Source organism: Dactylosporangium sp. NPDC005555, assembly GCF_040605635.1.
Lineage (GTDB): Bacteria > Actinomycetota > Actinomycetes > Mycobacteriales > Micromonosporaceae > Dactylosporangium.
The window spans coordinates 74,973-99,741 of sequence record NZ_JBEXDG010000033.1 but is presented as its reverse complement, the minus strand read 5'-3'; the positions used below and the strand labels follow the sequence as shown (position 1 = coordinate 99,741).

Sequence of the window (24,769 nt, the reverse complement as noted above, 5' to 3'; positions counted from 1 at the left end):
CGATCCCGGTAGTGGCCTGCGTCTCACACCGATCCCTGCGGTGGCGACCGCCGCTCACACTCCTTCTCATCGTGCCGCTACCACCTCCATCAACCGGCCACGTCACTGCGCCGACGGGCTCCCGCGCCCCACTACCGCACTGCCGCCTCCATCAACCGGCCAGGTCACTGCGCCGCCGGGCTCCCGCTCCCCCGCTACCGCACTGCCGCCTCCGTCGACCGCCACGTCAAAGCACCGACGGGCATCCGCGCCGTCATCGCCCTTTCGCCCGCGCCAGCGGTGCGGCGCCTTGACGCCGGGTGACGTCAAGGGCTTGGGGTCGCGGCACCCCGACCGCCCCAACGCCTGACGTCCTGACCCCCACCATCTGACGCCTGACACCTGACGTCCTGACCGCACAACATCTGACGCCCAAGATCTGACGCCTGACACCCAGCCCCTGACGCCTGACGCCCAAACCCTGACACCCAAACCCTGACGCCTGACGGCGGACGCCTGACGGCGGACGCCTGACGCCCAAACCCTGACGCCCAAGCCCTGACGGCGGACGCCTGACGCCTGACGCCCGACGCCCGACGGTTGGCCCTTGGTCATGTCCACGTTGGTGGTGTGCGAGTGGCGCCGTCCCCCACCCCACACGACGCCCTGAAGATCACCGTCCGAACCGTGGTACTCCCCGGTCCAGCCATCGACACTGGCCTATTTTCCATGATCCGGAAGACTTCATGTCGTCATAGAGGGTGGCGCATAATTAGCTACGTCGATGCGTCGAAGAGTCGGTCTGTCGACGAGAAAGCCGCAATCCGGACTTTCCTCTGCGACGACTGCCCGAAAGGTCCGCTTCGCGGCCTAGAACACGCGTTGGTAGAAGCTTGACAAGCCAGAATTCCGAATTACGCGCCACCCTCCATAGCGGCACAAACTCTTCCGGATCATCGAAGACCCCGCCGAGGCCGCACAGATGGTGCAAGCGCACGTTCGCTTCATGGTGGCAGGCTCAGGTCGGGGACGGGCGCGCCGATAAGGAGGTGTGCGGGGTCGTGGGTCACGATCGTCGGGTGCGGCACCCGAGGGACGCGTCGGTGATCCGGCGCGCCCGCAGACGCTGCACGCCACCGGGCTGTTTCAGGCCGACGGCGTCCCCTCCCTCGACCGGCTGACCCGGCTCGCCCGGCGCGCGGTGGGTGCGCCGACCGCGCTCGTGTCCCTCGTCGACGCCGACCGGCAGGTGTTCGTCAGCGCCGCTGGGCGGACAGGTGTCCGGGAATCGCCGCGAGCGCACGCGTACTGCAGGACCGTTGTCGACGACGACGCGCCGCTGGTCGTGGCCGGCGGACGGGACGAGGTCGTGGTCGCCTACGCCGGGTATCCGCTGCACACCCCGGACGGGCAGGTGCTCGGATGCTTCTGCGTGATCGACCACGCGCCGCGGGAGTGGAGCGCCGAGGAGCTCGACACGGTCGCCGACCTGGCCGGCGCCGCCGAGGCCGAGCTGGCGCTGCGGCTGGCCAACAGCGAGCTCATGCTGGCCTCGACGCGGACACAGGCGGTGCTGGACAGCGCCGCGGACGCTTTCGTGTCGCTCGACGCGACCGGCACCGTCCACGCGTGGAACCTCGCCGCGGAGCGGATGTTCGGCCGGTCCGCGGCGGAGACCCTGGGCCGACCGATGGACGTCGTCGCCGAGGCCGACCGGGCGGCGTTCGCCGCGTGGCTCGACGGGGCCGTCGGCAGCGGGACCGCGGGGACGTGCGAGGTGACGGCGGTCGACCGGGCAGGGCGCAGGTTCCCGATCGAGGTCATCGCCCAGGTGTACGTGGAGCGCGACCGACCGGTCGTCCACGCCTTCGTGCACGATCTGAGCACCCGGCAGGCGGCGCAGCGGCAGCTGGAGGCCGAGCGCACCTTCCAGCGGGCGCTGCTGGACAGCCTCGACACCGCGGTCGTCGCGTGCGACAGCGAGGGCCGGCTCGCCACCGTCAACCGGGCGCTGCGCGACGCGCACCAGGGCATCCCGGTGACATCGTCCACCGGGCAGCACCGGGCGGGCACCCACCAGCTGTTCGCCGCGGACGGGCGGCGGATGCTGCGTCCGGACCAGGTGCCCCTCGCCCGCGCGTTCGCCGGTGAGCACATCCACGGCGAGGAGGTCGTCGTCGGCGAGCCCGGCGGGCCGCAGCGGCGGTTCCTGTGCAACGGCCAGCCGATCGATGCCCCCGGCGGCACGCGGCTCGGCGCGGTCGTCGCCATGCACGACATCACCGATGCGCACCGGGCCGAGCTGCTGCGCGGCGCGCAGCTCGCGGTCGCCGAGGCGCTGACCACGGCGGGCGGGGCGGCGCAGGCGGCGGAGGCGCTCGTCGAGGCGGTCACCGGCGCGCTCGACTGGGCGCTCGGCGAATACTGGCACGTCGACCCCGACGCCGGCGTCGCCGACCGGCTCGGTGTCTGGGTCAACCCCGGCCGGGCCCGGCCGTCGTTCGTCGACGACGCGCCACCCGCGACCCGCGCCGACGGCATGATCGGCCGGGTCTGGAGCACCGGCCGGCCGCAGTGGATCGACGACATCGGGCGGCTGCCCTACGCGTCGTCGCGCAAGGACGCCGCCCTCGCCGCCGGGCTGCACGCCGCGATCGGGCTGCCGGTCCGCAGCGGCGGCACCGTCCTCGGCGTGCTCGTCTTCGCCACCGAACGCCTCGTGCCGCCCGACCCGGACGTCCTGGCGCTGCTCGACGGCGTCTGCGCGCACATCGCCCGGCACATCGAGCGGCTGCGGGCCGACGACCTCAGCACCGCGCTCGCCGCCGCGCGCCGCGACTTCGACCGGGTCATCGCAGGGGTCAACGACTACGTGTGGACCGTCGAGGTGCTCCCCGACCAGTCGGTCCGCTCCGTCTACGCCAGCCCCGACGGCGGCGGCGTCTTCGGCGCGCCGATGCCGGCCGGGACCGACCTCGCCATGATCCTCGCCGACCGCGTACACCCGGAGGACCGCGGCGAGTTCGCCGACCTCCACGCCGCCATCGCCGCGGACCGCCCAGCGGAGATGGAGGTGCGGGTCATCGGCTTCGACGACGTCATCCGCTGGGTGTGGACCCGCGCCGTCCCGCGGCGGGAGGACGGGCGGCTGTTCATGGACGGGATGAGCACCAACGTCACCGAGCGCCGGCTGCTCGCCGAGCACCGCGAGGAGCTTCTCGCCGAGCAGCGGGAGCAGGTGCGGCGGCTGCGTGAGCTGGACCGGATGAAGGACGACCTCGTCGCGCTCGTCTCGCACGAGCTGCGCAACCCGATCGGCACCATCCTCGGGTACGCCGAGATCATCGGCGACGAACCCGGCGACACCGACGAGGTGCGCCGCTCCGGCGAGGTCATCCGCCGGCACAGCAGTCACATGCAGCAGCTCGTCGACGACCTGCTGGACCTGGCCCGGCTCGGCAGCGCGAGCCTCGCCGTCGACCCGCGGCCGCTGTCGCTGACCAGGGCGCTGCGGGAGGCCGTCGACGACCACCGGCCGGCCGCGGTCGCCAGGGACGTCACGCTGCGCCTCGATCCGGGCGCGAACCTCACCGTGCGGGCCGACCCGGCGCGGCTGCGGCAGGTGCTGGACAACCTGCTGTCCAACGCCGTCAAGTACACCCCCGCCGGCGGTACCGTCACCGTCACCGCGACGGGTGACGCCTCCGGCGCGGCCACGGTCAGCGTCACCGACACCGGCATCGGGATCCCGGCGGAGCAGTACCAGCAGCTGTTCACCCGCTTCTTCCGGGCGTCCACCGCGCTCGCGCAGGGCATCAAGGGCACCGGCCTCGGGCTGGCCGTGACCAAGGCGATCATCGACGCGCATCACGGCACCATCGCCGCCGCCCCGGCCGACCCGACCGGCACGACGTTCACCTTCACCCTGCCCTGAAACCGCCCGAAGCCCGCCCGAAGCCCGACCGAAGCCCGACCGAAGCCCGACCGAAGCCCGACCGAAGCCCGACCGAAGCCCGCGTTGGAACCTGCCCGAAGCCCGCGCTGAAGTTTTCTGACATCCGTGACAACCCGATCGACCGGGCCCGAGTAGTAAGGGTGTCGGCGGCGGAGGGAGTCACGGGTGGGACGCGCGAATCCATCGGATCGGGAGCCGCCGGCGCGACGGAGGGTGCGCAGGGCAACGACAAGCTGGGAGGCGGAGTACTCCGAGTACTTCGCCCTGCGGGCGGTGCCGCTGCGCCGGCTGGCCTACGTGTTGTGCGGCGACTGGCACCTGTCCGAGGATCTCGTCCAGGTCACGTTCCTGAAGCTGTACCAGCACTGGCCCCGCATCCGGGCGGAGACCGTCGACGCGTACAGCCGCCGAGTCCTCATCAACAGCTACCTGTCGAAGACCCGCCGGCTGCGGGGCGAACAGATCGTCGCCGAGGTCCCCGACCGGGCCGCGGCCGAGGTTTCCGTGACCGAGGCGGTCGACCTGGGCCGGGCGATGGCCGTGCTCACCCCGAAGCAGCGGACCCTGCTGGCGCTGCGGTTCATCGAGGACGTCTCCGTCGCCGAGACCGCCGGCCTGCTCGGCATCTCCGAGGGCACCGTCAAGAGCCAGACCTTCCGGGCCGCCCGCACGCTGCGCGCGCACCTCGGCGTCTACACCCACTCCGAGGAGTGAGCCGACCATGCACACGGACCCAGACGACGGCGCCCTCCGCACGGCGCTGCACGACTACGCCACCGGCGGCGAACCGGCGCTCGGCCTCACCTCGGCCGGCATGCTCACCGCCGGGCGCCGGGCCGGACGCCGGCGCCGCACCTTCCAGGCGCTCGGGGTGGCCGCTGTCCTGACCGTCGCCGCGGTCGCGGCCGCCCAGCTGACGACGCCGGACGCGCCACCCACGTCGATCCTGGCGGCCACCGCCGCGCCGAGCGGGCCGGCCGCCGCCGCGCGGCCCTGCACCGGGCTGACCGTCGGACCGGACGCCTCCGGCGAGGACCGCGGCCACGCCATCACCTGCTTCGCCACCACCGTCGTGCCCGGGATGCTGCCCGGCGCCACCCTCACCCAGCCCACCGGTCAGGGCGCGCCGCCGGGGACCCTGGCCCTGCACGCGTACCCGCATTCGTGGGGGCGCGGGTTCAACGCCGACGCGCTCGTCACCGACGCGGCGGGTGTCGGGCTGGTGTTCATCGTGGTCCGGCCGCGCGACCCGGCCGACCCGCCGCCGGACAAGGACACCTGCGTCGCGCCCGGCTGCGAGCGCCGCACTGGCCCGCACGGCGAACCCGCCGGCGTCTACCACAAGCCGGAGGCGGAGGGCACGTCGACGGGCTGGACCGTGGCGGTGTACTCGGCGGGCTCGACCGTGTCGGTCACGTCCGGCAACCACACCCCGGACACGTTGATGGCGACCCGCCCCGCCCCGCCGCTCACCGTCGAGCAGCTGTGGCAGCTCGCCACCGACCCGCGGCTGCAGGTGTACGGCTGACGCGGCGCGTGGCGCGATCTGGGGATCTGGCCATTGTCGATTCCGGCCTACGGTTGAGCCCCACAGCAGAGGGAGCCGCATGACCGACTACGACTTCGGCGCGGACAGCCACCTCATCGGCGTCGACGAGGCCCGGTCCGACACCTACAGCACCGGCTCGAACCACTTGTCCGACACGTTCGAGGAGCACCCGAACTCCTACCACCTCACCGGTCCGCTGGTCGAGGAGCAGGACCTCAACCACGACGGCCGGGTCGACGTGGTCACCGCGGACGTCGACCGGGACGGTGTCGTCGACGTCTACCAGTACGACCTCAACGGCGACGGCGTCATCGACATGGCCGGGCACGACGTCGACGGCGACGGTTCGATCGACCAGAAGGAGTACGACCGGGACGGCGACGGCCTGATCGACGAGGTCCGCCTCGACAGCGACCACGACGGGTTCGCGGAGCTGGTGCAGTACGACAAGGACGGCGACGGCGTGCTCGACCAGCTGGTCCGCGACACCGACGGCGACCACCGCATGGACCGCGTCGACAAGATCCACGACGCGGGGCACACCATGGAGCACTACGGCCCGAACGCCACCTACGGCAGCGCGTGAGGCACACCCGCCGTCGAGGTAACGGTGGGTGAACAGAAACTGAACGATATGTACCCGCCGGGTGTCACCCCAACCATAGGATGATCAACGAATCCGCTGGAACGGGGCAGGAAACGGGGGTGGTTCCCATGGCGAAGAAGTCGAAGAAGGACAAGAAGAGCAAGAAGAACAAGAAGAAGTAACCGGTTGCGCCGCCGTCGCCTCCGCGCCACGGCGGCCACCACCCGCGACGTCGAGGGTCAGGGAACCATGCACTACGACATGCTCGCAATGCTCGACGCCTATCTGGCGCAGCTGCGCGCGGCTCGCGACCAGCTCGCGGCCACCCGCCGGGTCGCACCCGGCGAACGCCACACCGCAGTCCTGGACACCATCGCCCTCAGCGAGCAGTACGTGTCGGGAGCCCGCGACCTTCTCGCGGACCTCGACGCGGACGCCGGCCGGCTCGTCACACAGTGATGACGACCTTCGCCCTGGCGTGGTCCATCTCCAGGTAGCGGACGGCCTCCGCCGCCTCGCCGAACGGGAACGTACGGTCGATGACCGGCGTGACCGCACCGGACTCGATCAGCTCGCGCAGCGTCGCGAGGTTCTCCCGGCACGGCACGGCGGTCAGCGCGAGCACCCGCTGCCGCACGAACCGCGCGACCAGGCGGCCCCTGGCGATGAGGCCGATCGGGCCGAGGAGGCTCCCACCGCCGGACACCCCGCCGCCGGACAGCACCAGGGTCCCCGTGGGCGTCAGCACCCGCCGGCAGTCGGCCAGTGAGCGGTTGCCGACGAGGTCGAACACGACGTCGTAGGTGCCGCCGCCGCGGGTGAAGTCCTCGCGGGTGTAGTCCACGACGCGGTCGGCGCCCAGCGACCGGACCAGGTCCACGTTGCGGGTGCTGCACACCCCGGTCACGACCGCCCCGGACGCCTTCGCGAGCTGCACCGCGAACGTGCCGACGCCGCCGGACGCGCCGTTGATCAGCACGCGCTGCCCGGCGCGGACCCCGGCGGCGTCACGCAGGCCCATCAGGGCGGTGTTGCCCGCGAGGGGCACCGCGGCGGCCTGCTCGAACGTCAGGTTCGCCGGCTTGCGGTCCACCGCCCCGGCCGCCGGGACCCGCACGTATTCGGCGAACGCCGCGTCGACCTCGCCGAACACCTCGTCGCCGGGGGCGAACCTGGTCACCCCGTCGCCGACCGCCTCGACACGGCCGGCGAAGTCCGTGCCGCGGACCCGCACCTTCGGCGCGCCGAGCCCGAACGCCATGCGGGCCACGTAGGGGTCGCCGCGCATGACGTGCCAGTCGCGGGCGTTCACGGACGCCGCGTGGACGCGGACGAGCACCTCCCCGGCGGCGGGCACCGGTGCGTCGACCTCACTGAGCCGCAGCACGTCGGACGGGCCGTAGCGGTCCTGCACGATCGCCTTCATCACAAACTCCTCCGTTGACGGATGCGGCAGGTGTACGGCGTACACCCGCTGTCTCGAAGGTAGGGTGTACGACGTACACCAGTCAAGGGGCGATATCGTCGACGGCTGCGGAAGGGCGGTGATCGGGATGACTCAGCAGGTGCGCCGGGCTCCCCTGACCAGGGACCGCGTCCTGCGCGCGGCGGTCACGCTCGCCGACGCGACCGGGATCGACGCGCTCAGCATGCGCAAGCTCGCCCAGACCCTGGGCGTGGTGCCGATGGCGCTGTACAAGCACGTCGCCAACAAGGAGGAGCTCCTCGACGGGATGCTCGACGTCCTCGTCGGCGAGATCGACCCGCCGGCCGCCGCCGGTGACTGGCGGACCGCGGTCCGGCAGCGGATCCTGTCCGCGCGGCAGGTCCTGCTGCACCACCCGTGGGCGTCGCGGGTCATCGAGTCCCGCACCGTGCCGACGCCGGTCGTCCTGGCGTACATGGACTCGATGATCGGCATGTTCCGCACCGGCGGCCTGTCGGTGGACCTCACCCACCACGTCATGCACGCCATGGGCAGCCGCATCCTCGGCTTCTCGCAGGAACTGTTCGGCGCGCCGCCGTCCGCCCCGCCCCCGGACGCCGAGATCGCCCGTCAGATGGCCGGGCGGTACCCGTACATCACCGAGATCACGACGAGGGTCGCGCACGACGAGGCATCCGTGGTCGGCAGCGGCTGCGACGATCAGTTCGAGTTCGAGTTCTCGCTCGACCTGCTCCTCGACGGCATCGAGGGGCTCCGCCTGCGCGGCTGGACGCCCCGGTGATGGCGAACGGAGGACACCCCGGTCGGCGCGACCCGCGTCATCCACAACTACGGCCGCGCCGGCCTGACCCTGTCCCGAGGCCGCGCGTCCACGGTCCGCTCGCTGCTGTGAGCGGTGGCCGCGCCCTCGCCGGGGATCCGCGCCGATCGGTCCCCGGCGGGGGCGCGGCGGCTCAGCCCTTGACCGATCCCGTGAGGCCGCCGACGATGTGCCGTTCGGCGAACACGAAGAAGCCGATCGCGGGGATCATCGACGCCGCCGTGTAGGCGAGGATGCGGGCGGTGTCCTGGGAGAACTGCGACTGGAACGCGGCCACGCCGAGCGGCAGCGTGAAGTTGGACGGGTCGCTGAGCACCAGCAGCGGCAGCAGGTAGGCGTTCCAGCTGGTGACGAACGCGAGGATGGCCACGGTCGTCAGCGCGGGCCGGCTCAGCGGGATGAGGATCCGCCAGAAGAACCCGAGCCGGCCGGCGCCGTCCATCGCGGCCGCGTCCTCGAGCTCGCCGGGGATCGCGGCCATGAACGGGCGCAGGATGACGATCGTGATCGGCAGGGCGAACGCGGCCTGCGGCAGCGCCACCCCGAGCGGGTTCTCCAGCAGGTCCAGCTCGCGCAGCAGCAGGTACAGCGGCAGCGCCGCCGCGGTGAGCGGGAACAGCAGGCCGAGGGTGAACAGGGTGTACAGCGACTCCCGGCCGCTGAACGTGTAGCGGGACAGCGCGAACGCGGCCATCGCGCCGACGGTGACCGCGAGGCCGGTGGTGATGACGGCGATGAGCGCGCTGTTGCCCATCGCCTGCCAGAACACGTCGGAGGTGAGCACGTCGGCGTAGTTGCCGAGGTTCCACGGATCCGGCCAGCCGACGGGGTCGTTGTTGATCTGGGCGTTGGTCCGGAACCCGCCGATGATCGTGAACAGCAACGGCACGACCGTCACGCCGACCACCAGCAGGACGACGAGATAGGTCAAGCTCATTGCGGCGGTGCGGCGGCCGTTCACACGCTCACCTCTTGGTCCCGGTCAGTGCGCCCAGGGTGTCGCGGCGCAGCGCGAAGCGCTGGTACACGAGGGCGAAGATGAAGCACACGACGAAGAGCACGACCGCGACGGCGCTGCCGAACCCGAACTCGTAGCGGCTGAACCCGTGGTCGAGCAGGTAGGTCGCCATGGTCGTCGACGCGCCGGCGGGCCCGCCGAGCGTCATGATCCAGACCAGGTCGAACAGCTGCAGCGACCCGATGATGGACAGGAAGATCCAGATCCGGATCGTGGGGCCGAGCAGCGGCAGCACGATGTGCCGGGTGGTCTCCCACGCGGACGCGCCGTCGGTCGAGGCGGCCTCGCGCAGTTCGGCGGGGACACCCTGCAGCCCCGCCAGGAGCAGGATGATGCCGAAGCCGATGTACTTCCAGGTGATGACGACGAAGAGGGTGTAGAGCACCAGGTCGCCGTCGGCGAGCCAGTCCTGGGTGAGCCCGCCGAGCCCGGCGGCGGTGAAGAGCTGGTCGACGAGGCCGTCGGGTTGCAGCATGAGCAGCCACACGACGGCGGTGATGGCCTCGGACAGCACGTACGGCGCGAAGACGACCAGGCGCAGCACGGTCCGCCCGCGGATCTTCCGGTTGAGCAGCAACGCCAGGCCGATCGACAGCGGCAGCTGGATGATCACGGACAGCCCGGCGATGATCAGGTTGTGCAGCAGGGCGGCGCGGAACACGGAGTCCTCGAGGACCCGCTGGTAGTTGCCCAGCCCGTACGGGGTGCGCGGGCTGAACCCGGTCCATTTGTAGAAGCTGTAGTAGACGGCGACCGCGATCGGCAGCAGCACGAACCCGACGAACAGCACGAGTGCCGGGCTCAGCAGCAGCGCGAGCTCCAGCCGGGTGCCCCTGCGGTTCGACCAGGGGCCCGGCCGGCGGGCCGGCCGCGGGTCAACGCGGCCGGCCTTGCCTTGTGGTGCCGTGACTGCGGAAGCGGTCACTTGTTCGCGACCGCCTTGGTGAAGGCGTCGACGATGCCCTGCGGGGTGCCCTTGCCGGCGAAGAAGTCGGCGATGGCGTCGTTGAGCGCCTGCCCGACGCTGGTGGGCAGCGCCTGGTCGAAGTACACCTGGATGTACGGGGCCTTGTTCAGGTACTCCTGCACGGTCTTGAGCGAGGGGTCCTGGATGGCGGAGATCGCCGCCGGGTTCGCCGGCAGGCTGATCGTGTTCGACTGCACCAGCTTCTGCTGCACGGGGGCGCTGGCGATGTACTTGAGGAAGTCGGCGCACGCGGGGCCGGCCTTGACGGCGCAGGAGAAGCCGTCACCGCCGCCGAGCGCGGTGCCGGGGGTGCCCTTGCCGCCGGCGACGGTCGGGAACGCGAACCAGCCGAGCTTCTTCGCGAACTCCTTGTCCTCGGTCAGCGGGATCATCGTGGGCAGCTCCCAGTCGCCCTGCAGCTCCATCGCGGCCTTGCCGTTGGCGACGAGCCCGGCGGAGCTGCCGGCGCCCTGCTGGGCGGGAGTGCCGAGGAACGCGTCCTGGAACGGTTTGGTGTCCAGGAACGCCTTGAGGTCCTCACCGGCCTTGACCCAGCACGGGTCGTCCATCTTGAGGTTCTTCACGGTGTTCTTCACCGTGTCCAGGGAGCACTCCCGGATCGCGAAGTAGGACCACCAGAACGCGTCGGGCCACTTGTCCTTGCTGCCGATGGCGATCGGGGCGATGTTCTTCGCCTTCAGCTTGACGACGGCGGCGTTGAGCTCCTCCATCGTGGTCGGCGGGGCGGTGATGCCGGCAGACGCGAAGAGGTCGGTGCGGTACCAGAAGCCGACGACGTGCAGGCCGAAGGGCACGCCGTACTGCTTGCCCTCGACCTGCCAGCCGGTGGCGCCGGCGCCGAGCTCCTTGATCCAGCTCGACGTGGCGTCGGTGATGTCCAGGATCTTGCCGGACTCCACCTGGGTGGCCAGGGCGCCGCCGCCCCACTGCTGGAAGATGCTCGGCGGGTTCGGCGACTGCAGCGCCACCGAGATCTTCGTCTTCAGTGCCTCGTTCTGTGCCGGTTCGACCTTGAACGACACGTTGGGGTGCTCACTGTGGTACTGGTCGGCGACTGACTGCCAGACGCCTTTGCCGGGCTCCTGGGCGGCGTTGTGCCACCAGGTCAAGGTCGTGGCGGCGTTCGGGTCGCCGCTCGATCCAGGGTCGTCGTCGCCGCATGCGGTCAGGGAGGGCACGGCCATCGCCAATGCGACGGCGATCGTGGCCAGCCTCCGTGGGGTGCTCAGGCGGACGTTCAAAGTGATCATCTCCTGACGGGGGCGAGCCGAGCCGAAGGGCTCGGCCCTCGATGACCGCAGAGTCTCCGCCTCAGGAACAACGCTTGTCAATCGTTGTTGATATCGTTATCGGAAGTTACTCTGCCCTCGTGAAGCCCAGCTCTCGAATCACGATCCGGGACGTCGCCGCGACTGCGGGCGTCTCGGTGGCGACGGTGTCCAAGGTGCTCAACGCCCGTTACGGCGTGTCCGCCGCCACCAGCGCGCACGTCCAGGCCGTCATCCGGGACCTGGGTTACGAGGCCAGCCTCGTGGCGCAGAGCCTGCGCAACCACAAGACCAACGTGATCGGCATCCTCGTCGCCGACCTGGAGCCCTTCAGCACCGAGCTGCTCAAGGGCGCCGCGAAGGCGATCAAGGGCACCGGCTACGAGCTGGTCGTCTACTCCGCCGGCGGGCGCACCAGCGACCAGGCGGGCTGGGAGCAGCGGTATCTGTCCCGGCTGTCCGGCACCCTCATCGACGGTGCCGTCCTGGTCACCCCGACCGTGGTCGACATCGGCCATGACGTCGGTCAGGGCACCGCCGTCGTGGCCGTCGACCCGCACGCCGGCCCGTCCGGCCTGCCGACCGTCGACTCCGACAACCTCAACGGCGCCAGGCTCGGCACCCAGCACCTGCTCGACCTCGGCCACCGCCGCATCGCGATGATCACCGGCCGGCCCGACCTCGAGTCGTCCCGGCTGCGCGAGCAGGGCTTCCGCGACGCGATGCGCGACGCCGGCGTGCCCGTCGACCCGGAGCTGATCGAGATCGGCGACTACGACCCCGACTCGTCCGCGGCCGCGGCCCGGCTGCTGCTCGGCCGCCCGGACCGGCCCACCGCCGTGTTCGGCGCCAACGACGTCTCCGCGATCGCCGCGGTCGAGGTCGCCGCGTCGATGGGGCTGCGGGTCCCCGACGACCTGTCCGTCGTCGGCTTCGACAACGTGCCCGAAGCGGCCCTCGCCAGCCCCGCCCTCACCACCGTCGAGCAGCCGATCCACGCTATGGGGCACCGCGCGATCGAGCTGCTGATCAGGCTCATCCACGGCGAGGACGTCGACGCGACCCACGTCCGGCTCCCGACCCGGCTCGTGGTGCGGCACTCGACCCGCGCCCTCTGACCCGGTTTCCCTCGCCCCTGAAAGTTTCACGACCGAGCCCGCGCGCAACGCCGCACGCGGCGCCCTGTGCCACCCTGCACGAACATTGGAGCCCGAGCGTGACACTCGACAGCGGCGTCTCCGCCGGAACCTGGCGGGACACCACGGCGCCCGCGTCCGCACGCGTGGCCGACCTGATGACCCGGATGACCCTGCGCGAGAAGGTCGCGCAGATGTACGGCGCCTGGCTCGACGTCGACGACAGCGCCGGGGAGGTGGCCCCGCACCAGCACGAGCAGACCCCGGACCCGATCGACTGGCGCGACCTCATCCCCCACGGCCTCGGCCAGATCACCCGCGCCTACGGCACCACCCCGATCGCGCCCGCCGACGGCGCCCGGCGGGTCGCCCGCCTGCAACGCGACATCGTCGCCGCCGGCCGCTTCGGCATCCCGGCGATCGTCCACGAGGAGTGCCTGACCGGCCTGGCCGCGTGGCAGGCGACGATCTACCCGGCGCCGCTGTCGTGGGGCGCCAGCTTTGACCCGGCCCTCGTCGAGCGGATGGGCGCCCAGATCGGCCGCACCATGCACCGTCTCGGCATCCAGCAGGGCCTCGCCCCCGTCCTGGACGTCGTGCGGGACCTGCGCTGGGGCCGCGTCGAGGAGACCATCGGCGAGGACCCGCACCTGGTCGGCACCATCGGCGCCGCGTACGTGCGCGGCCTGGAGTCCGCCGGGGTCGTCGCCACCCTCAAACACTTCGCGGGCTACTCCGCGTCCCGCGCCGGGCGCAACCTCGCGCCGGTGTCCGTCGGGCCGCGCGAGCTCGCCGACGTGCTGCTGCCACCGTTCGAGATGGCGTTGCGCGCCGGCGCCCGCTCCGTCATGAACAGCTACACCGACGTCGACGGCGTCCCCGTCGCCGCCGACGGCACCCTGCTCACCGACCTGCTCCGCGGGCGGCTCCGCTTCGACGGCACCGTCGTGTCCGACTACTTCGCGATCGCGTTCCTGCAGACGCTGCACAGCGTCGCCGGGTCCCGCGCCGACGCCGCCGCCCTCGCGCTGCGCGCCGGGATCGACGTCGAACTGCCCGGCGCCAACTGCTACGGCGCGCCGCTGCTGGGCGCCGTCGAGGCCGGCGAGATCGACGAGGCCCTCATCGACCGGGCCGTCACCCGTATCCTGCTGCAGAAGTGCGCCCTCGGCCTGCTCGACCCGGACTGGGACCCCGACCCGCCCTTCGTCGACGGGTCCACTGTGGACATCGACGGGCCGCGGGAGCGGGCCCTCGCGAAGGAGCTCGCCGAGCGCTCCGTCGTGCTGCTGCGCAACGAGGCCGCGCTGCCGTTGCGGCCCGGCACCCGGCTCGCCGTCGTCGGCCCCGGCGCCGCGGAGCCCGGGGCGATGCTCGGCTGCTACTCGTTTCCCCGGCACGTCCTCGTCCACCACCCCGGCGTCCCGGCCGGGGTGCCGATCCCGTCGGTGCTCGACGCGTTGCGGGCCGGCTACGACGTCACCTACGCGCAGGGCTGCCCCGTCGCCGGCGACTCCCCGCAGACCGCCGCGGACATCGCCGCCGCGGCCGGGGCCGCCGCGGCCGCCGACGTGTGCGTCGCGGTGCTCGGCGACCTGTCGGGGCTCTTCGGCGGCGGCACCTCCGGCGAGGGCTGCGACGCGAGCGACCTGCGGCTGCCGGGCAGGCAGGAGGAACTCCTCGAGGCGCTCCTCGCCACCGGGACCCCGGTCGTGCTGGTGCTGCTCGTCGGGCGCCCGTATGAGCTGTCCCGGCAGGTCGACCGGCTCGCCGCCGTCGTGTGCGGGTTCTTCCCCGGCGAGGAGGGCGCCGCCGCCATCGAGGGTGTCCTCAGTGGACGGATCGACCCGTCGGGGCGGCTGCCGGTGAGCTTCCCGGGCGCCGGCGCCGCCCAGCCGTCGACGTACCTCGCCGCACCACTCGCCCGGCGCAGCGGGGTCAGCACCGTCGACCCGACCGCCCTCTTCCCGTTCGGCCACGGGCTGTCGTACACGACGACCACCTGGGGCGACGTCGCACCCGCGCCGGCGGGCGGCTGGCCGACGGACGGCACCGTGGAGGTCTCGCTGCCGGTCACGAACGACGGCGACCGCCCCACGAGCACCGTCGTCCAGGTGTACCTGCACGACCCGGTCGCCGAGGTGGCCCGGCCGGAGCGGCAGCTGATCGCGGCGGCCCGCGTGGACCTCGCCCCGGGGCAGTGCCGCACGGTCACGTTCGGGCTGCACGCGGACCTGCTGTCCTACACGGGCCGCGACGGGCACCGCCTGGTCGAGCCCGGCGACGTCGAGCTGCGCGTCGCACGGTCCAGTGCGGACGTCCACGCCGCGGTCCGTATCCCCGTCGCCGGCCCGCGCCGCGTCGTCGGCCACGACCGCCACCTGCACCCGCGGGTGTCCGTCTCGGACTGAGCCGCACCGGCGTCCGCGCCGGACCGGGCCACGCCGTCGTCCACTTCGGACCCGGCAACGCGGAAGGGCGGGACCCGCACCGGGTCCCGCCCTTCGTCATGCGGTCAGACGGCCGTGCAGGCGCTGCCGTTCAGGGTGAACGCGGACGGCTTGCCCGTGTTGCCGGAGTGGTTCGCCTGGAACCCGAACGACGCCGAACCGCCCGGCGGGATCGACGCGTTGTAGCTCACGTTCCGCGCCGTCACCGCCCCCGAGGCGGGTGCGACGGTCGCGTTCCACGCCGACGTGACGGCCTGCCCCGACGGGAGCGTGAACCCGAGGGTCCACCCGTTGACCGCCGTGGTGCCGCCGTTGGTGATCGTGACGTCCGCGGTGAGCCCCGTGTTCCAGGCATTCACCGTGTACGCCACGCGGCAACCACCGGCCGGCGGGTTCGACGGACTCGACGGCGGGTTCGACGGCGGGTTCGACGGTGACGCCGGCGGCGACGAGGTCGGCGGTGTCGGACTCGTGCCGCCGGACAGCCCGAAGAACGCGATCACCATCGCGGCCTGTCCGGCCAGGGGGAGGTTGTGCCCGACGCCGGCGATGCTGATCCCCTCGACCGGTGCCATGGTGCCCGCGTTGCCGTAGCGGGTGCGGGTCCAGTTGGCCTGCGGCTGGTCGGTGAGGACCGGCGTCTGGCTCACCCCGAGCACGTTCGTCCACTGCTCGATCTCCTCGCCGAAGTTCGGGTAGGCGAGGGTGGTGTCCGTCGTGCCGTGGAAGACCTGCATGCGCGGGCGCGGCCCGGTGTATCCCGGGTAGGCGGCCCGGACCAGGTCACCCCACTGCTGCGGCGTCTTGTTCAGCTGCCCGCTGGAGCAGGTGCTGTTCCACGACGAGCCGTCGGTGGTGGCGAAGCAGCCGAACGGCACCCCCATGAACGCGGCACCGGCCTTGAACACGTCCGGGTAGTCGCCGAGCAGCACGTTGGTCATCATGCCGCCGGACGACGCGCCGGTGACGAACACGCGGCTGGGGTCCGCGTTGTTGTGCTGCTGCACGTACGTCACCATCGACATGATCCCGACGGGGTCGCTGCCACCGCCGCGCCGCAGCGCCTGCGGCGACGACACGTCGAAGCAGTTGCCGCTGCGGGTCGCCGACGGATAGACGACGATGAAGCCGTAGCGGTCGGCGAGCGACGCGAACTCCGTGCCGGAGTAGAACGCCGGCCCCGAGCCGGTGCAGTAGTGCACGGCCACGACGACCGCCGGGCGGGCGGCGACGGTGTTCGGCACGTACAGGTGCATGCGCAGGTTCGTCGGGTTGGTGCCGAAGTTCGTCACCTCGGTCAGCGTCGCCGCGGCGGCCGGCGACGCGAGCAGGGTGATGCCGGCGACGGCGAGGACCGCGGCCGCCGCGGCCGCTGTGATGGCTCTTCTCAGGCGCATCCGCTGGTCCTCCTCAGCTCGCGGCGCAGGTGGGGCTGAGCGTCCCGGCGGTGCCGGTGGCCTGGAAGCCGAACTCGGTGTACTGCCCTGCGCTGATCTGCCCGTTGTAGGCGACGTTGCTGAACGTGTTGCCGGACCTGGTCGTGTTCCACGAGTTGGTGAGGGTGGCACCGCTCGGCAGCGGCAGCGTGACCGCCCACCCCTTCGTGCCGGCGGCGCCGGCGGTGACGCGGACGGTGGCGACGAACCCGCCCTGCCACTGGTTCACCGACACGGTCGCGGTGCAGCCACCCGACGGGATCGGCGGCTGCGAGCTCGGCGGCGCCGAGCTGCTGCTGCTCACCGGCGGCGTGCTCGGCGGGGTTCCGCCGCCGAGGGCCGCGAGGGTGCTCGTGTAGGCGGCCTTCTTGTTGCCGTTGCCGTCGAACAGCAGCGGCGTGCCCGACGCCCGCCACGAGTCGCTGTCCCGGATGCCCCACACGGTGATGCCGGTGCAGCGGGTCACGGCGAGGCAGGCCCGCGTCACGGCGGCGAAGTTGTTGGCCTGGGTCGTGCCGGAGCCCTCGATGTCCAGCTCGGTGATCTGCACGTCGACGCCGAGGTTCGCGAAGCGCTGCAGGTTGGCCTGGTAGTCCGACGGGACGGGGCTGGCGCTGTTGAAGTGCGACTGGAAGCCGACGCAGTCGATCGGCACACCGCGGGCCTTGAAGTCCTGCACCATCGCGTAGACGGCGTTGGACTTCGCGTTCTGCCCGTCGGTGTTGTAGTCGTTGTAGCAGAGCTTCGCGCCCGGGTCCGCGGCCCGCGCGGTGCGGAACGCGACCTCGATCCAGTCGTTGCCGGTCCGCTGCAGGTTCGAGTCCCGCCGCCCGCCGCCGCCACCGTCGGCGAACGCCTCGTTGACGACGTCCCACGCGTAGATCTTGCCCTTGTAGTGCGTGGCCACCTGCGTCACATGGTTCACCATCGCGTTGCGCAGCGCCGTGCCCGACATGTTCTGCGCCCAGCCCGGCTGCTGCGAGTGCCACGCGAGCGCGTGCCCACGGACCCGCTGGTTGTGCGACTGCGCCCGCGACACGATCTGGTCCGCGGACCCGTAGGAGAACGATCCCTGCGTGGGCTCGGTCGCGTCCCACTTCATCTCGTTCTCCGGCGTCACCATGTTGAACTCGCGGTCCAGGATGCCGCTGTACACGGAGTCGCTCAGCTTGTACGCCGCGACCGCCGTGCCGAAGTAGCGCCCTTGCTCGGCGGCGGCCGCACCGAGCGTGGACGCGGCGGCGTCCGCGGTCGACGCGATACCCAGCGCCACCACGACGGCCAGGGCACCCGCCCCGGCGGCGCCGAGCGCCCGCTTTCGATTCCTGTCCATTGTTCAGCCCTTCGTTTCGAAACATTGTTCGGCGGGGACCCGCTCAGCATCATCGAGTTCCGGCACTGCCAGACCCACCCGCGGCCGGATTTCCCGCGGGTGGCCGGTGCCGCCCTGATGACACCCACCGACCTGGCGATTTTCGAAAAACTCATCCTGAAACTTTCATTGATCGACGCCGAGGTTTCCTGTTTTCATGACGATGCGACTTTCGGTTCTCGGCCTTTTCGTTGGGAGACCATGACAATGGTGCGGTTACGGTTCGAGGGGCACCGGGACGCGGCCGGGCCGCTCACCATCGGGCAGCGCAACATCGCGAAGTGGCTCCTCGACGCACCGCACGCGCCGGCGGCGGTGCTGGCGCAGTCCTTCGACGTCCCGCCGGGCGTGTCCCTGCCGGACATCGCGGCGTGTTTCGAGGTGCTGCTGTGCCGGCACGAGGGGCTGCGCAGCACGTACCGGCTCGGCGACCCCGGCTCGCAGCGGGTCCTCGCCTCCGGATCCCTGCCACTGCTCGTCGCCGACGGGCCGTCCCTGACCCCCCTGCTGCGCGCCCGGCCCTTCGACCTCGCGGCGGCGCCGCCGGTGCGGTTCGGCGCCGGTGTCCACAATGGAGCCGTCGTCGCCGCGGCCGTCGTCTGCTCCCACATCGCCGTGGACTTCCAGGCCCTCGCCGTCCTCGCCGCCGAGTTCGCCGAGATGATCCGCGACCCGGCCGCCCGCGTCGCCGGGCCGCCCCGCCCGCAACCGCTGGACCGCGCCACCCTGGAGTCGCGACCCGCCCGCGCCCGCCGCATGGAGCTGTCGCTGCGGCACTGGGAGCGTTCGCTGCGGGTCGCACCCGCGCACCCGTACGTCAGGGCGCGCACCGCACCGGCGAGGGGCTCCGGCGCGTGCGGCATGTCCTCCCCAGCCGCCGCCGCGGCCCTGTCGCACATCGCGGCCCGCACGGGCGCCAGCCGCCCCTCGATCGTGCTCGCCGCCTTCTGCGCGCTGCTGTCCCACCGCACCGGCGACGACACCTGCCGGTTCGTCACCCTGTCGGCGAACCGTTTCGAGTCCGACCTGCTGCGATACGTCGGTACCCTGGCCCAGTCGACGTTCCTGACCGTCCCCACCGGCGGCGCCACCTTCGACACCCTGGTCGGCCGCTGCTTCGGCGCGGTCCTGCAGGCCGGCCTGCACGGCACTTACGACGTCTACCGCCAGCACGAGCGCTCCTCGCCGATCACCGCGTCGCGCGGCATCGCCCCGACGTTCGAGCCCGTCTTCAACAGCGTCGTCATGGACACCGCCCCTTCCGCCGCCCAGGACTCCTCAGGCTCCTCGGGGAACCCCGCTCCGGCCGCGGCGACCGAGACGCAGTGGGTCGACATGCCGCCGACCGACATCCTGCTGCGCTTCGACCTCGGCGGCGTCGACGGCGCCCTGGTCGCCCGCCTGTGGAGCGGCGACACCGGCCGCGTGGACCGCTCCGAGGTCTCGTCGCTGCTCCTCGCGCTGGAGCGGCTCATCGTCACCGCCGCGGACGGCGACCTCTCCCCCGCGGCCGTCGTCGCCGCGCTCGGCCTGCCCCCGCTCGAACGCCCACCGGGCTGGCTCCTCGTCGACCACTGCTGGATCGACCTCGCCGAGGTCCAGTCCCTGCTCGACCTCGCGCTGGCCCCGGCACCGTGCCGGGTCTTCACCGCGGTGGACGGTGTGCCGCTCGTGGCCTACGTCGCGGTCGTCCCGGGCGGCCCCGCCACCGCGGAGGAGGCCCACCAGCGCTGCCTGGCCGCCCTGCCCGGCCGCCACGCGGCGATGACCCCGCGCCACTACGTCCTGTGCGCGCGGCCTCCGTCCGATGTGGACGACCCGCTGTCCTGGCGGGCGGCCCCCGTCGTTTCCGAGGGCACCGGCCGCCCCGTCGCGCCGGCCCTGACCCGCGCCTGACACCCGATGCGGATCTGGAACCGGCTCTCCGGCCGCGCCGGGAAACGCGACGGGTCAGGCCGACTCGAGGACGGGGTCCGGCGCAGCGGGAACCGCGGCGGCGGTGACCAGGTCGCGGCGGCGGGCCAGCCAGGTGATCGCCGCGGCGTACAGCGGGAACATCGCCAGGTCGACAGCGAGGATCTGCCACTGCGCGTCGGCGGCGTTCGCGGACGAGGTGAGCTCCCCGAACGCCGCGGACGCGCCCATCGCGACCAGGTTGTTGACCAGGTGCAGGGCGATCGCCGCCTCCAGGCCGCCGGTGCGGACCACGAGCCAGCCGGTCACCGCGCCGAAGAGGATGAGGTCGATGAAGCCCCAGGGGGTGCCCGCGCCGTGGATGGCGGCGAAGGCGACCGCCTGGACGCCGATCGGCAGCCACGGGGCTCGGACGAACGCGCCGACGGCCTGCAGGAGCCAGCCGCGGCACAGGTACTCCTCGGCGGCGGTCTGCAACGGCACAAGGACGAGCAGCATCAGCAGGGCGGCTGCGAACGGGCCCGCACCGACCCAGCCGCCACCGGACGAGACCTCCTCCGTGGGGCCGGTCGTCAGGACGGACAGGACGGTGTCGGCCACCAGGATCAGCGCCATCGCCGGCACCGCCACCATCAGGCAGACGCCGAGCCAGCCCAGCCGCAGCCGGCCCTGCACCGACGAGACCGTCCCGGGGCGGCGGCGCTGCACCCACCAGGCGGCGAGCGCCACGCACGGGATCAGGGCGCCGAGCGTCAGCAGCTCGACCCCGAAGCCGCCGGTGTCGCCCCAGTCGCTGACGCCGTCCGCGCCGACCGGACGGCCCACGACCATCCCGATGGCGTCCGCGAACGCGTACACGACGCCGACCGCGACGAACCAGGACACCACCAGGACGAGGGTGCCCACCACGGGCCGCCACCAGCGGTGCGAGGCGGTGCGCGCCAGCCGGTGGTAAGGGACGCTGCTGTACACCCGCAAAAGTTAACGCATGCAAGCGGATGACGTGGTCCCGCTGGGGCGGACCGGGCCGACGGTGAGCCGGCTCAGGACATCTGGGCGGACCCGCCGCCGGGTGTCGGACCCGCCTCGACGAGGTCACGGCGAGCGCCGAGCTCCTGACCCGTCCGGTGCCGCCGCGGCTGTGGCGGGCGCTGCGGGACGGCACACACCTTCGAGCATGAGGTCGATCGAGCGGATCGCGGCGTCCGCGTCGGCGGTCTCCACGACGCCCTCGACCATCGTGCACAGCAGCGCCAGATCGGACGGGGCCAGGTCGGCGCGGACGTGACCGGCCTGCTGGGCCAGGCGCAGCGGCGCGGCGAGCGTCGTGATCATGCGTTGCTGATACCGGTCCCGCGTCTGCCGATCGAGGCGCCGCACGTGCAGCACCAGCGGCCGCATCGCGATCTGGGTGCGCAGCAGCTCGGCGAGGAGGTCGCGGAAGGCGGCGGGACGGTCGGCGTTCGCGGCGACGAGGGCCTCCAGCCGCGCCAGCTCGTGCGCGATGACGGCGGCGGTCAGCGCCTGCCGGTCCGGGAAGTGCCGGTAGAGGGTGGCCTGGCCGACGCCGGCCCGGCGGGCGATCTCCGGCATGAGCACGGTGGAGTGCCGGCCCAGCATCATCTCCGTGGCCGCCTTCAGGATCGCCGAGCGGTTGCGCTGCGCGTCCCGGCGACGCGGCGTCTGGACTCCGTACAGCACGGGGCCGACCACCTCCAAGCAGCCACGACAGCGACTCATGTTACCCGCTGGTAACGATAATGTCATGAACTTCAAATTCTCGGTACGCGCTTCTACGCTCCCGCCACCCCTGTTCCCTCTGAAGGAGAGCGCATGGCGAAGCGCCTGTCCGTCCGCCTGCTGTCCGTGCTCGCCGCGGCCGCCCTCACCGCGGCGGCCCCCGCCACCGCCACCCCCGCCACCGCCGCCTCTGTGCCGGCGGCCGCGTCGGCGACCTCCGCCGTTCCCACGACCGGGTTCCGGTTCGTGGACATCGCCGGCTCCGGCGGTGTCGTGCTCAAGGCCAACGTGATCGCCCCGTCCGCCGCCGGTCGCTACCCGGCGATCGTGTTCCCCGCCAGCTGGGGGCTCAACGACCTCGAGTACATCGCCCAGGCGAGAACCCTCGCGGGCCGCGGCTACGTCGTCGTGTCCTACACGCCGCGCGGCTGGTGGGCCTCCGGCGGCGAGATCGACACCGCCGGGCCGAAGGACATGGCCGACCTGTCCGCCGTCATCGACTGGGCTCTTTCGAACACCGCCGCCGACCCTTCCCGGATCGGCGCGGCCGGCATCTCGTACGGTGCCGGCATCAGCCTCCTCGGGTCGGCCTTCGACCCCCGCATCCGCGCCGTCGTCATGATGAGCGGCTGGACCGACCTCGTCTATTCGCTCTACGGCGACCAGACCCGGCACCAGCAGTCGGCCGGGCTGCTGCAGCTCGCCGCGGGGCTGCTCGGCAACGCCGGGCCCGACCTGTCCGGCAAGCTCGCCGACTTCAACGCCAACCGCAACATCCCACAGATCATGGCCTGGGCGGGTGTACGGTCCGCGGCGACCTACCTCGACGCCATCAACGCCAACCGGCCGGCCGTCCTGATCGCGAACTCGTGGGGCGACTCGATCTTCCCGCCGAACCAGCTCGTCGACTTCTACGGCCGCCTCGCCGGGCCGAAACGCCTGGAACTGCGCCCCGGCGACCATGCGATCGCCGAGCTCACCGGCGTCATCGGCCTGCCGAACGAGGTGTGGGCGAGCGCGTACCGATGGTTCGACCAGTACCTCGCCGGGGTCGACACCGGGATCGGCTCGGAGCCGCCGGTGCTCGTCAAGCCGCACAACGCCGCGAGCGAGAGCTATGCCGCGTGGTCCTCGCTCAGCGGGAGTGTCCGCCGGTACGGCCTGGGCCAGATCCGCTGGTGGGACGGCACCGGGCTGCTCGGGGGAAGCCCCAGCACGGGCTGGAGCAAGACCCTGCCGTCCGACCTGAACACCACCGCCGACGGCGGGGTCGTCCTGCTCACCAACGGCGCGGCGGCTCTCACCGGCATCCTGCCGCAGATCTGGCTGCCGACCGTCGACCGCCTCCGCGCCGGCGTCTGGGCCTCCGACCGGCCGTCGACCGTCCAGCGGATCCGGGGCGTGCCGAAGGTGCACCTGAACCTCACGGGTACCGCCGCCCAGGGCACCCTCGTGGCATACCTGTACGACCTGGACGGCGCCGGCAACGCGAAGCTCATCACGCACGCGCCCGTGTCGTGGCAGGGCACCGCGACCGGGAGCCGCAGCGTGGACGTGTCCCTGTCGGCGACGGCGTACGACGTGCCGGCCGGGCACTCGCTGACCCTCGTCGTCGACACGACCGACCCGCTGTACTACGACGCGAACACCCTCGGCGGCTCCGTCACCGTCGCCGGCGGCTCCTATGTGGACGTGCCCCTGCGGTAGCAGTGATCCACGACGCACGACAGGTGTCGGCGGCGCGACCGTGTGGTCGTCCGCCGGCGCCTACCGTGGCGGGCATGAAGCGGCTCGCCCTCGTCCTCATGGTCCTCGCGCTGTCCGCCTGCGCCGCCGAGCCGTTCAGCGACGGCGACGGCAAGCGCATCCGCCTCGCCGCCGAGCAGCTCTTCGGCGAGCTGGAACGCGCCGACTACACCACCGCCGCGTCGCACTGGTGCGCGTCGTCCGGGACCCCGCCGACCGCCGCCGAGCTGCGGGACGGTTTCGCCGCGTACCCGCGACCGTGGAAGACGAAGATGGTCTCCTCGCAGCACACGCCGGGCGGCACCGGCACCGTCAACCTGACCCTCACCGACGGCTCCGGCACCGACCACCCCTACAACGTCGACTTCACCATGGCCGGCGGCGCCACCCAGGTCTGCGACGTCAGCACCGGCACCATGCACATCGACGTCGAGATCTGACGCCACCGGTCCCGGCGGACAACGCCGGGCGGCGGCGGAGACGGCACGTCAGAGCACGGACCGCAGCTTGACCGCGAACTCCTCGGGTTTGCCGGCGTAGCCGAACTCTCCGCCCAGGAAGCCGCCGTGGTGGCTGGGGAACACGGTGGCCTCCTGGCCGAGCAGCGCGGCGGTCGCGACGGCGGTCCGCGCCGTGTAGGTCCCCGCCGACTCCTCCCCCACCGCGACCACGATCCGGGTCGGCGCGGCGGCGAGGGCCGCGACGTCCGGCCGGTAGTCGGTGACCGCCCACGACCGCTTCGACAGCAGCGGGTCGTCGCGGGTCCCGTCATCCTCGACAGGCATCCCGAACATCGCCGGGTCCGGGGCCGGCTGCGCGAAGTACTCGTCGGTGAACTCGCCCTGCCACGACGTCATGGCGATGAACGCCGCCATGCCGGCGCCCCAGCCCTTCGCCTCGTACGCGTCATTGAAACCGGCCCGGGCCCGCTCCGCGCCGGCCGCGTCGGGCAGGACGGTGCTCAGCGGCGGCTCGTGCGCCACCAGGGTGGCGACGTCGCCGGGGTGCGTGGCGACCAGTTCGAGGGCGGTGACGGCGCCGCCGCTGCTGGCGAACACGTCGACCGGTCCCGCGCCGAGCGCGCCGATCAGCGCGTGCAGGTCCGTCGCCTGCTGCTGCGGCGTGTTGTCGGTCCCGCCGTCGGAGCGCACGCTGCGGCCGAGCCCGCGCGGGTCGTACGTGACGACGGTGCGGTCCTCGAAGTGCCCGGCGAGGACGGTGAACCCGTCCGCGGTCATCGGCTGGCCGATCATGAACAGCACGGGCTGCCCGCCTGCGGGCGGCAGCGGCCCGCGGACGTCGTAGACCAGGTCGGCCCCCGGCAGCGCGAGGGTGTGTGTCTGCGTCTGCACCATGCGACCGAGC

At 72.2% G+C, this 24,769-nt stretch carries 20 protein-coding genes; 11 read left to right on the top strand and 9 right to left on the bottom strand.

Features of this window, described 5'->3' with window-relative positions; translation table 11 throughout:
• Window positions 1–1,030 precede the first annotated feature (1,030 nt).
• The 5 genes from ABZS58_RS31550 to ABZS58_RS31530 all read left to right on the top strand — a co-directional run bounded on the left by ABZS58_RS31550 (window position 1,031) and on the right by ABZS58_RS31530 (window position 6,528).
• Window positions 1,031–3,913, top strand: a complete 2,883-nt coding sequence (locus tag ABZS58_RS31550) for an ATP-binding protein (RefSeq protein ID WP_354786882.1) — start codon at window positions 1,031–1,033, stop codon at window positions 3,911–3,913.
• 234 nt (window positions 3,914–4,147) lie between these two features.
• Window positions 4,148–4,648, top strand: a complete 501-nt coding sequence (locus ABZS58_RS31545) for a SigE family RNA polymerase sigma factor (RefSeq protein ID WP_354786881.1) — start codon at window positions 4,148–4,150, stop codon at window positions 4,646–4,648.
• 7 nt (window positions 4,649–4,655) lie between these two features.
• Window positions 4,656–5,462: a hypothetical protein gene (locus ABZS58_RS31540; protein ID WP_354786880.1), complete on the top strand. Its 807-nt coding sequence runs from the start codon at window positions 4,656–4,658 to the stop codon at window positions 5,460–5,462.
• A gap of 79 nt (window positions 5,463–5,541) precedes the next feature.
• Entirely contained in the window at window positions 5,542–6,069 is a 528-nt protein-coding gene (locus ABZS58_RS31535; RefSeq protein WP_354786879.1) for a hypothetical protein, read from the top strand.
• Window positions 6,070–6,255: 186 nt separating this feature from the next.
• The gene (locus tag ABZS58_RS31530) at window positions 6,256–6,528 is read left to right on the top strand and encodes a hypothetical protein (protein ID WP_354786878.1); all 273 of its coding nucleotides are present in this window, start codon (window positions 6,256–6,258) and stop codon (window positions 6,526–6,528) included.
• Here the strand turns inward: ABZS58_RS31530 and ABZS58_RS31525 are convergent.
• Entirely contained in the window at window positions 6,518–7,495 is a 978-nt protein-coding gene (locus ABZS58_RS31525; protein WP_354786877.1) for an NAD(P)-dependent alcohol dehydrogenase, read from the bottom strand. The two genes, ABZS58_RS31530 and ABZS58_RS31525, sit on opposite strands and share 11 nt — an antisense overlap.
• Window positions 7,496–7,613: 118 nt before the next feature.
• Here ABZS58_RS31525 and ABZS58_RS31520 point away from each other — a divergent pair, with 118 nt between their 5' ends.
• Window positions 7,614–8,297 (top strand): TetR/AcrR family transcriptional regulator C-terminal domain-containing protein, encoded by a 684-nt coding sequence (locus tag ABZS58_RS31520; protein WP_354786876.1) that lies wholly within the window; start codon window positions 7,614–7,616, stop codon window positions 8,295–8,297.
• Between the two features lie 172 nt (window positions 8,298–8,469).
• On the opposite strand, the gene ABZS58_RS31515 is transcribed toward ABZS58_RS31520, so the two are convergent.
• Genes ABZS58_RS31515 through ABZS58_RS31505 form a run of 3 tightly spaced genes read right to left on the bottom strand, consistent with a single transcriptional unit; the run spans window position 8,470 to window position 11,592 of the window.
• On the bottom strand, window positions 8,470–9,297 hold the full coding sequence (locus tag ABZS58_RS31515; protein WP_354786875.1) for a carbohydrate ABC transporter permease: 828 nt from the start codon (window positions 9,295–9,297) through the stop codon (window positions 8,470–8,472).
• Between the two features lie 4 nt (window positions 9,298–9,301).
• Window positions 9,302–10,279: a sugar ABC transporter permease gene (locus ABZS58_RS31510; protein WP_354786874.1), complete on the bottom strand. Its 978-nt coding sequence runs from the start codon at window positions 10,277–10,279 to the stop codon at window positions 9,302–9,304.
• The gene (locus ABZS58_RS31505) at window positions 10,276–11,592 is read right to left on the bottom strand and encodes an extracellular solute-binding protein (RefSeq protein ID WP_354786873.1); all 1,317 of its coding nucleotides are present in this window, start codon (window positions 11,590–11,592) and stop codon (window positions 10,276–10,278) included. Before ABZS58_RS31505 ends, ABZS58_RS31510 begins: the two co-directional genes overlap by 4 nt.
• Before the next feature lie 119 nt (window positions 11,593–11,711).
• Between ABZS58_RS31505 and ABZS58_RS31500 the strand changes: the two genes are divergently transcribed.
• Window positions 11,712–12,728 (top strand): LacI family DNA-binding transcriptional regulator, encoded by a 1,017-nt coding sequence (locus tag ABZS58_RS31500; protein ID WP_354786872.1) that lies wholly within the window; start codon window positions 11,712–11,714, stop codon window positions 12,726–12,728.
• Window positions 12,729–12,826: 98 nt separating this feature from the next.
• Entirely contained in the window at window positions 12,827–15,157 is a 2,331-nt protein-coding gene (locus tag ABZS58_RS31495; RefSeq protein ID WP_354786871.1) for a glycoside hydrolase family 3 N-terminal domain-containing protein, read from the top strand.
• A 104-nt stretch (window positions 15,158–15,261) separates the two neighbouring features.
• Here the strand turns inward: ABZS58_RS31495 and ABZS58_RS31490 are convergent, their stop codons facing one another.
• Both ABZS58_RS31490 and ABZS58_RS31485 read right to left on the bottom strand, forming a co-directional pair.
• Entirely contained in the window at window positions 15,262–16,593 is a 1,332-nt protein-coding gene (locus ABZS58_RS31490; RefSeq protein ID WP_354786870.1) for a PHB depolymerase family esterase, read from the bottom strand.
• A gap of 13 nt (window positions 16,594–16,606) precedes the next feature.
• A complete protein-coding gene (locus ABZS58_RS31485; protein ID WP_354786869.1) occupies window positions 16,607–17,965 on the bottom strand; it encodes an endo-1,4-beta-xylanase in 1,359 nt (452 codons plus the stop codon).
• 246 nt (window positions 17,966–18,211) lie between these two features.
• On the opposite strand from ABZS58_RS31485, the gene ABZS58_RS31480 reads away from it, so the two are divergent.
• Window positions 18,212–19,900, top strand: a complete 1,689-nt coding sequence (locus ABZS58_RS31480; protein WP_354786868.1) for a condensation domain-containing protein — start codon at window positions 18,212–18,214, stop codon at window positions 19,898–19,900.
• Window positions 19,901–19,954: 54 nt separating this feature from the next.
• On the opposite strand, the gene ABZS58_RS31475 is transcribed toward ABZS58_RS31480, so the two are convergent.
• Window positions 19,955–20,890, bottom strand: a complete 936-nt coding sequence (locus ABZS58_RS31475; RefSeq protein ID WP_354786867.1) for a type II CAAX endopeptidase family protein — start codon at window positions 20,888–20,890, stop codon at window positions 19,955–19,957.
• A gap of 123 nt (window positions 20,891–21,013) precedes the next feature.
• Entirely contained in the window at window positions 21,014–21,619 is a 606-nt protein-coding gene (locus ABZS58_RS31470; protein ID WP_354786866.1) for a helix-turn-helix domain-containing protein, read from the bottom strand.
• Window positions 21,620–21,751: 132 nt separating this feature from the next.
• Here ABZS58_RS31470 and ABZS58_RS31465 point away from each other — a divergent pair, with 132 nt between their 5' ends.
• Together ABZS58_RS31465 and ABZS58_RS31460 are read left to right on the top strand one after the other, a co-directional pair.
• The gene (locus ABZS58_RS31465) at window positions 21,752–23,365 is read left to right on the top strand and encodes a CocE/NonD family hydrolase (RefSeq protein WP_354786865.1); all 1,614 of its coding nucleotides are present in this window, start codon (window positions 21,752–21,754) and stop codon (window positions 23,363–23,365) included.
• Between the two features lie 74 nt (window positions 23,366–23,439).
• The gene (locus ABZS58_RS31460; protein ID WP_354786864.1) at window positions 23,440–23,844 is read left to right on the top strand and encodes a hypothetical protein; all 405 of its coding nucleotides are present in this window, start codon (window positions 23,440–23,442) and stop codon (window positions 23,842–23,844) included.
• A gap of 48 nt (window positions 23,845–23,892) precedes the next feature.
• Here the strand turns inward: ABZS58_RS31460 and ABZS58_RS31455 are convergent, their stop codons facing one another.
• Window positions 23,893–24,759: an alpha/beta hydrolase gene (locus tag ABZS58_RS31455; RefSeq protein WP_354786863.1), complete on the bottom strand. Its 867-nt coding sequence runs from the start codon at window positions 24,757–24,759 to the stop codon at window positions 23,893–23,895.
• Between the last annotated feature and the right edge of the window lie 10 nt (window positions 24,760–24,769).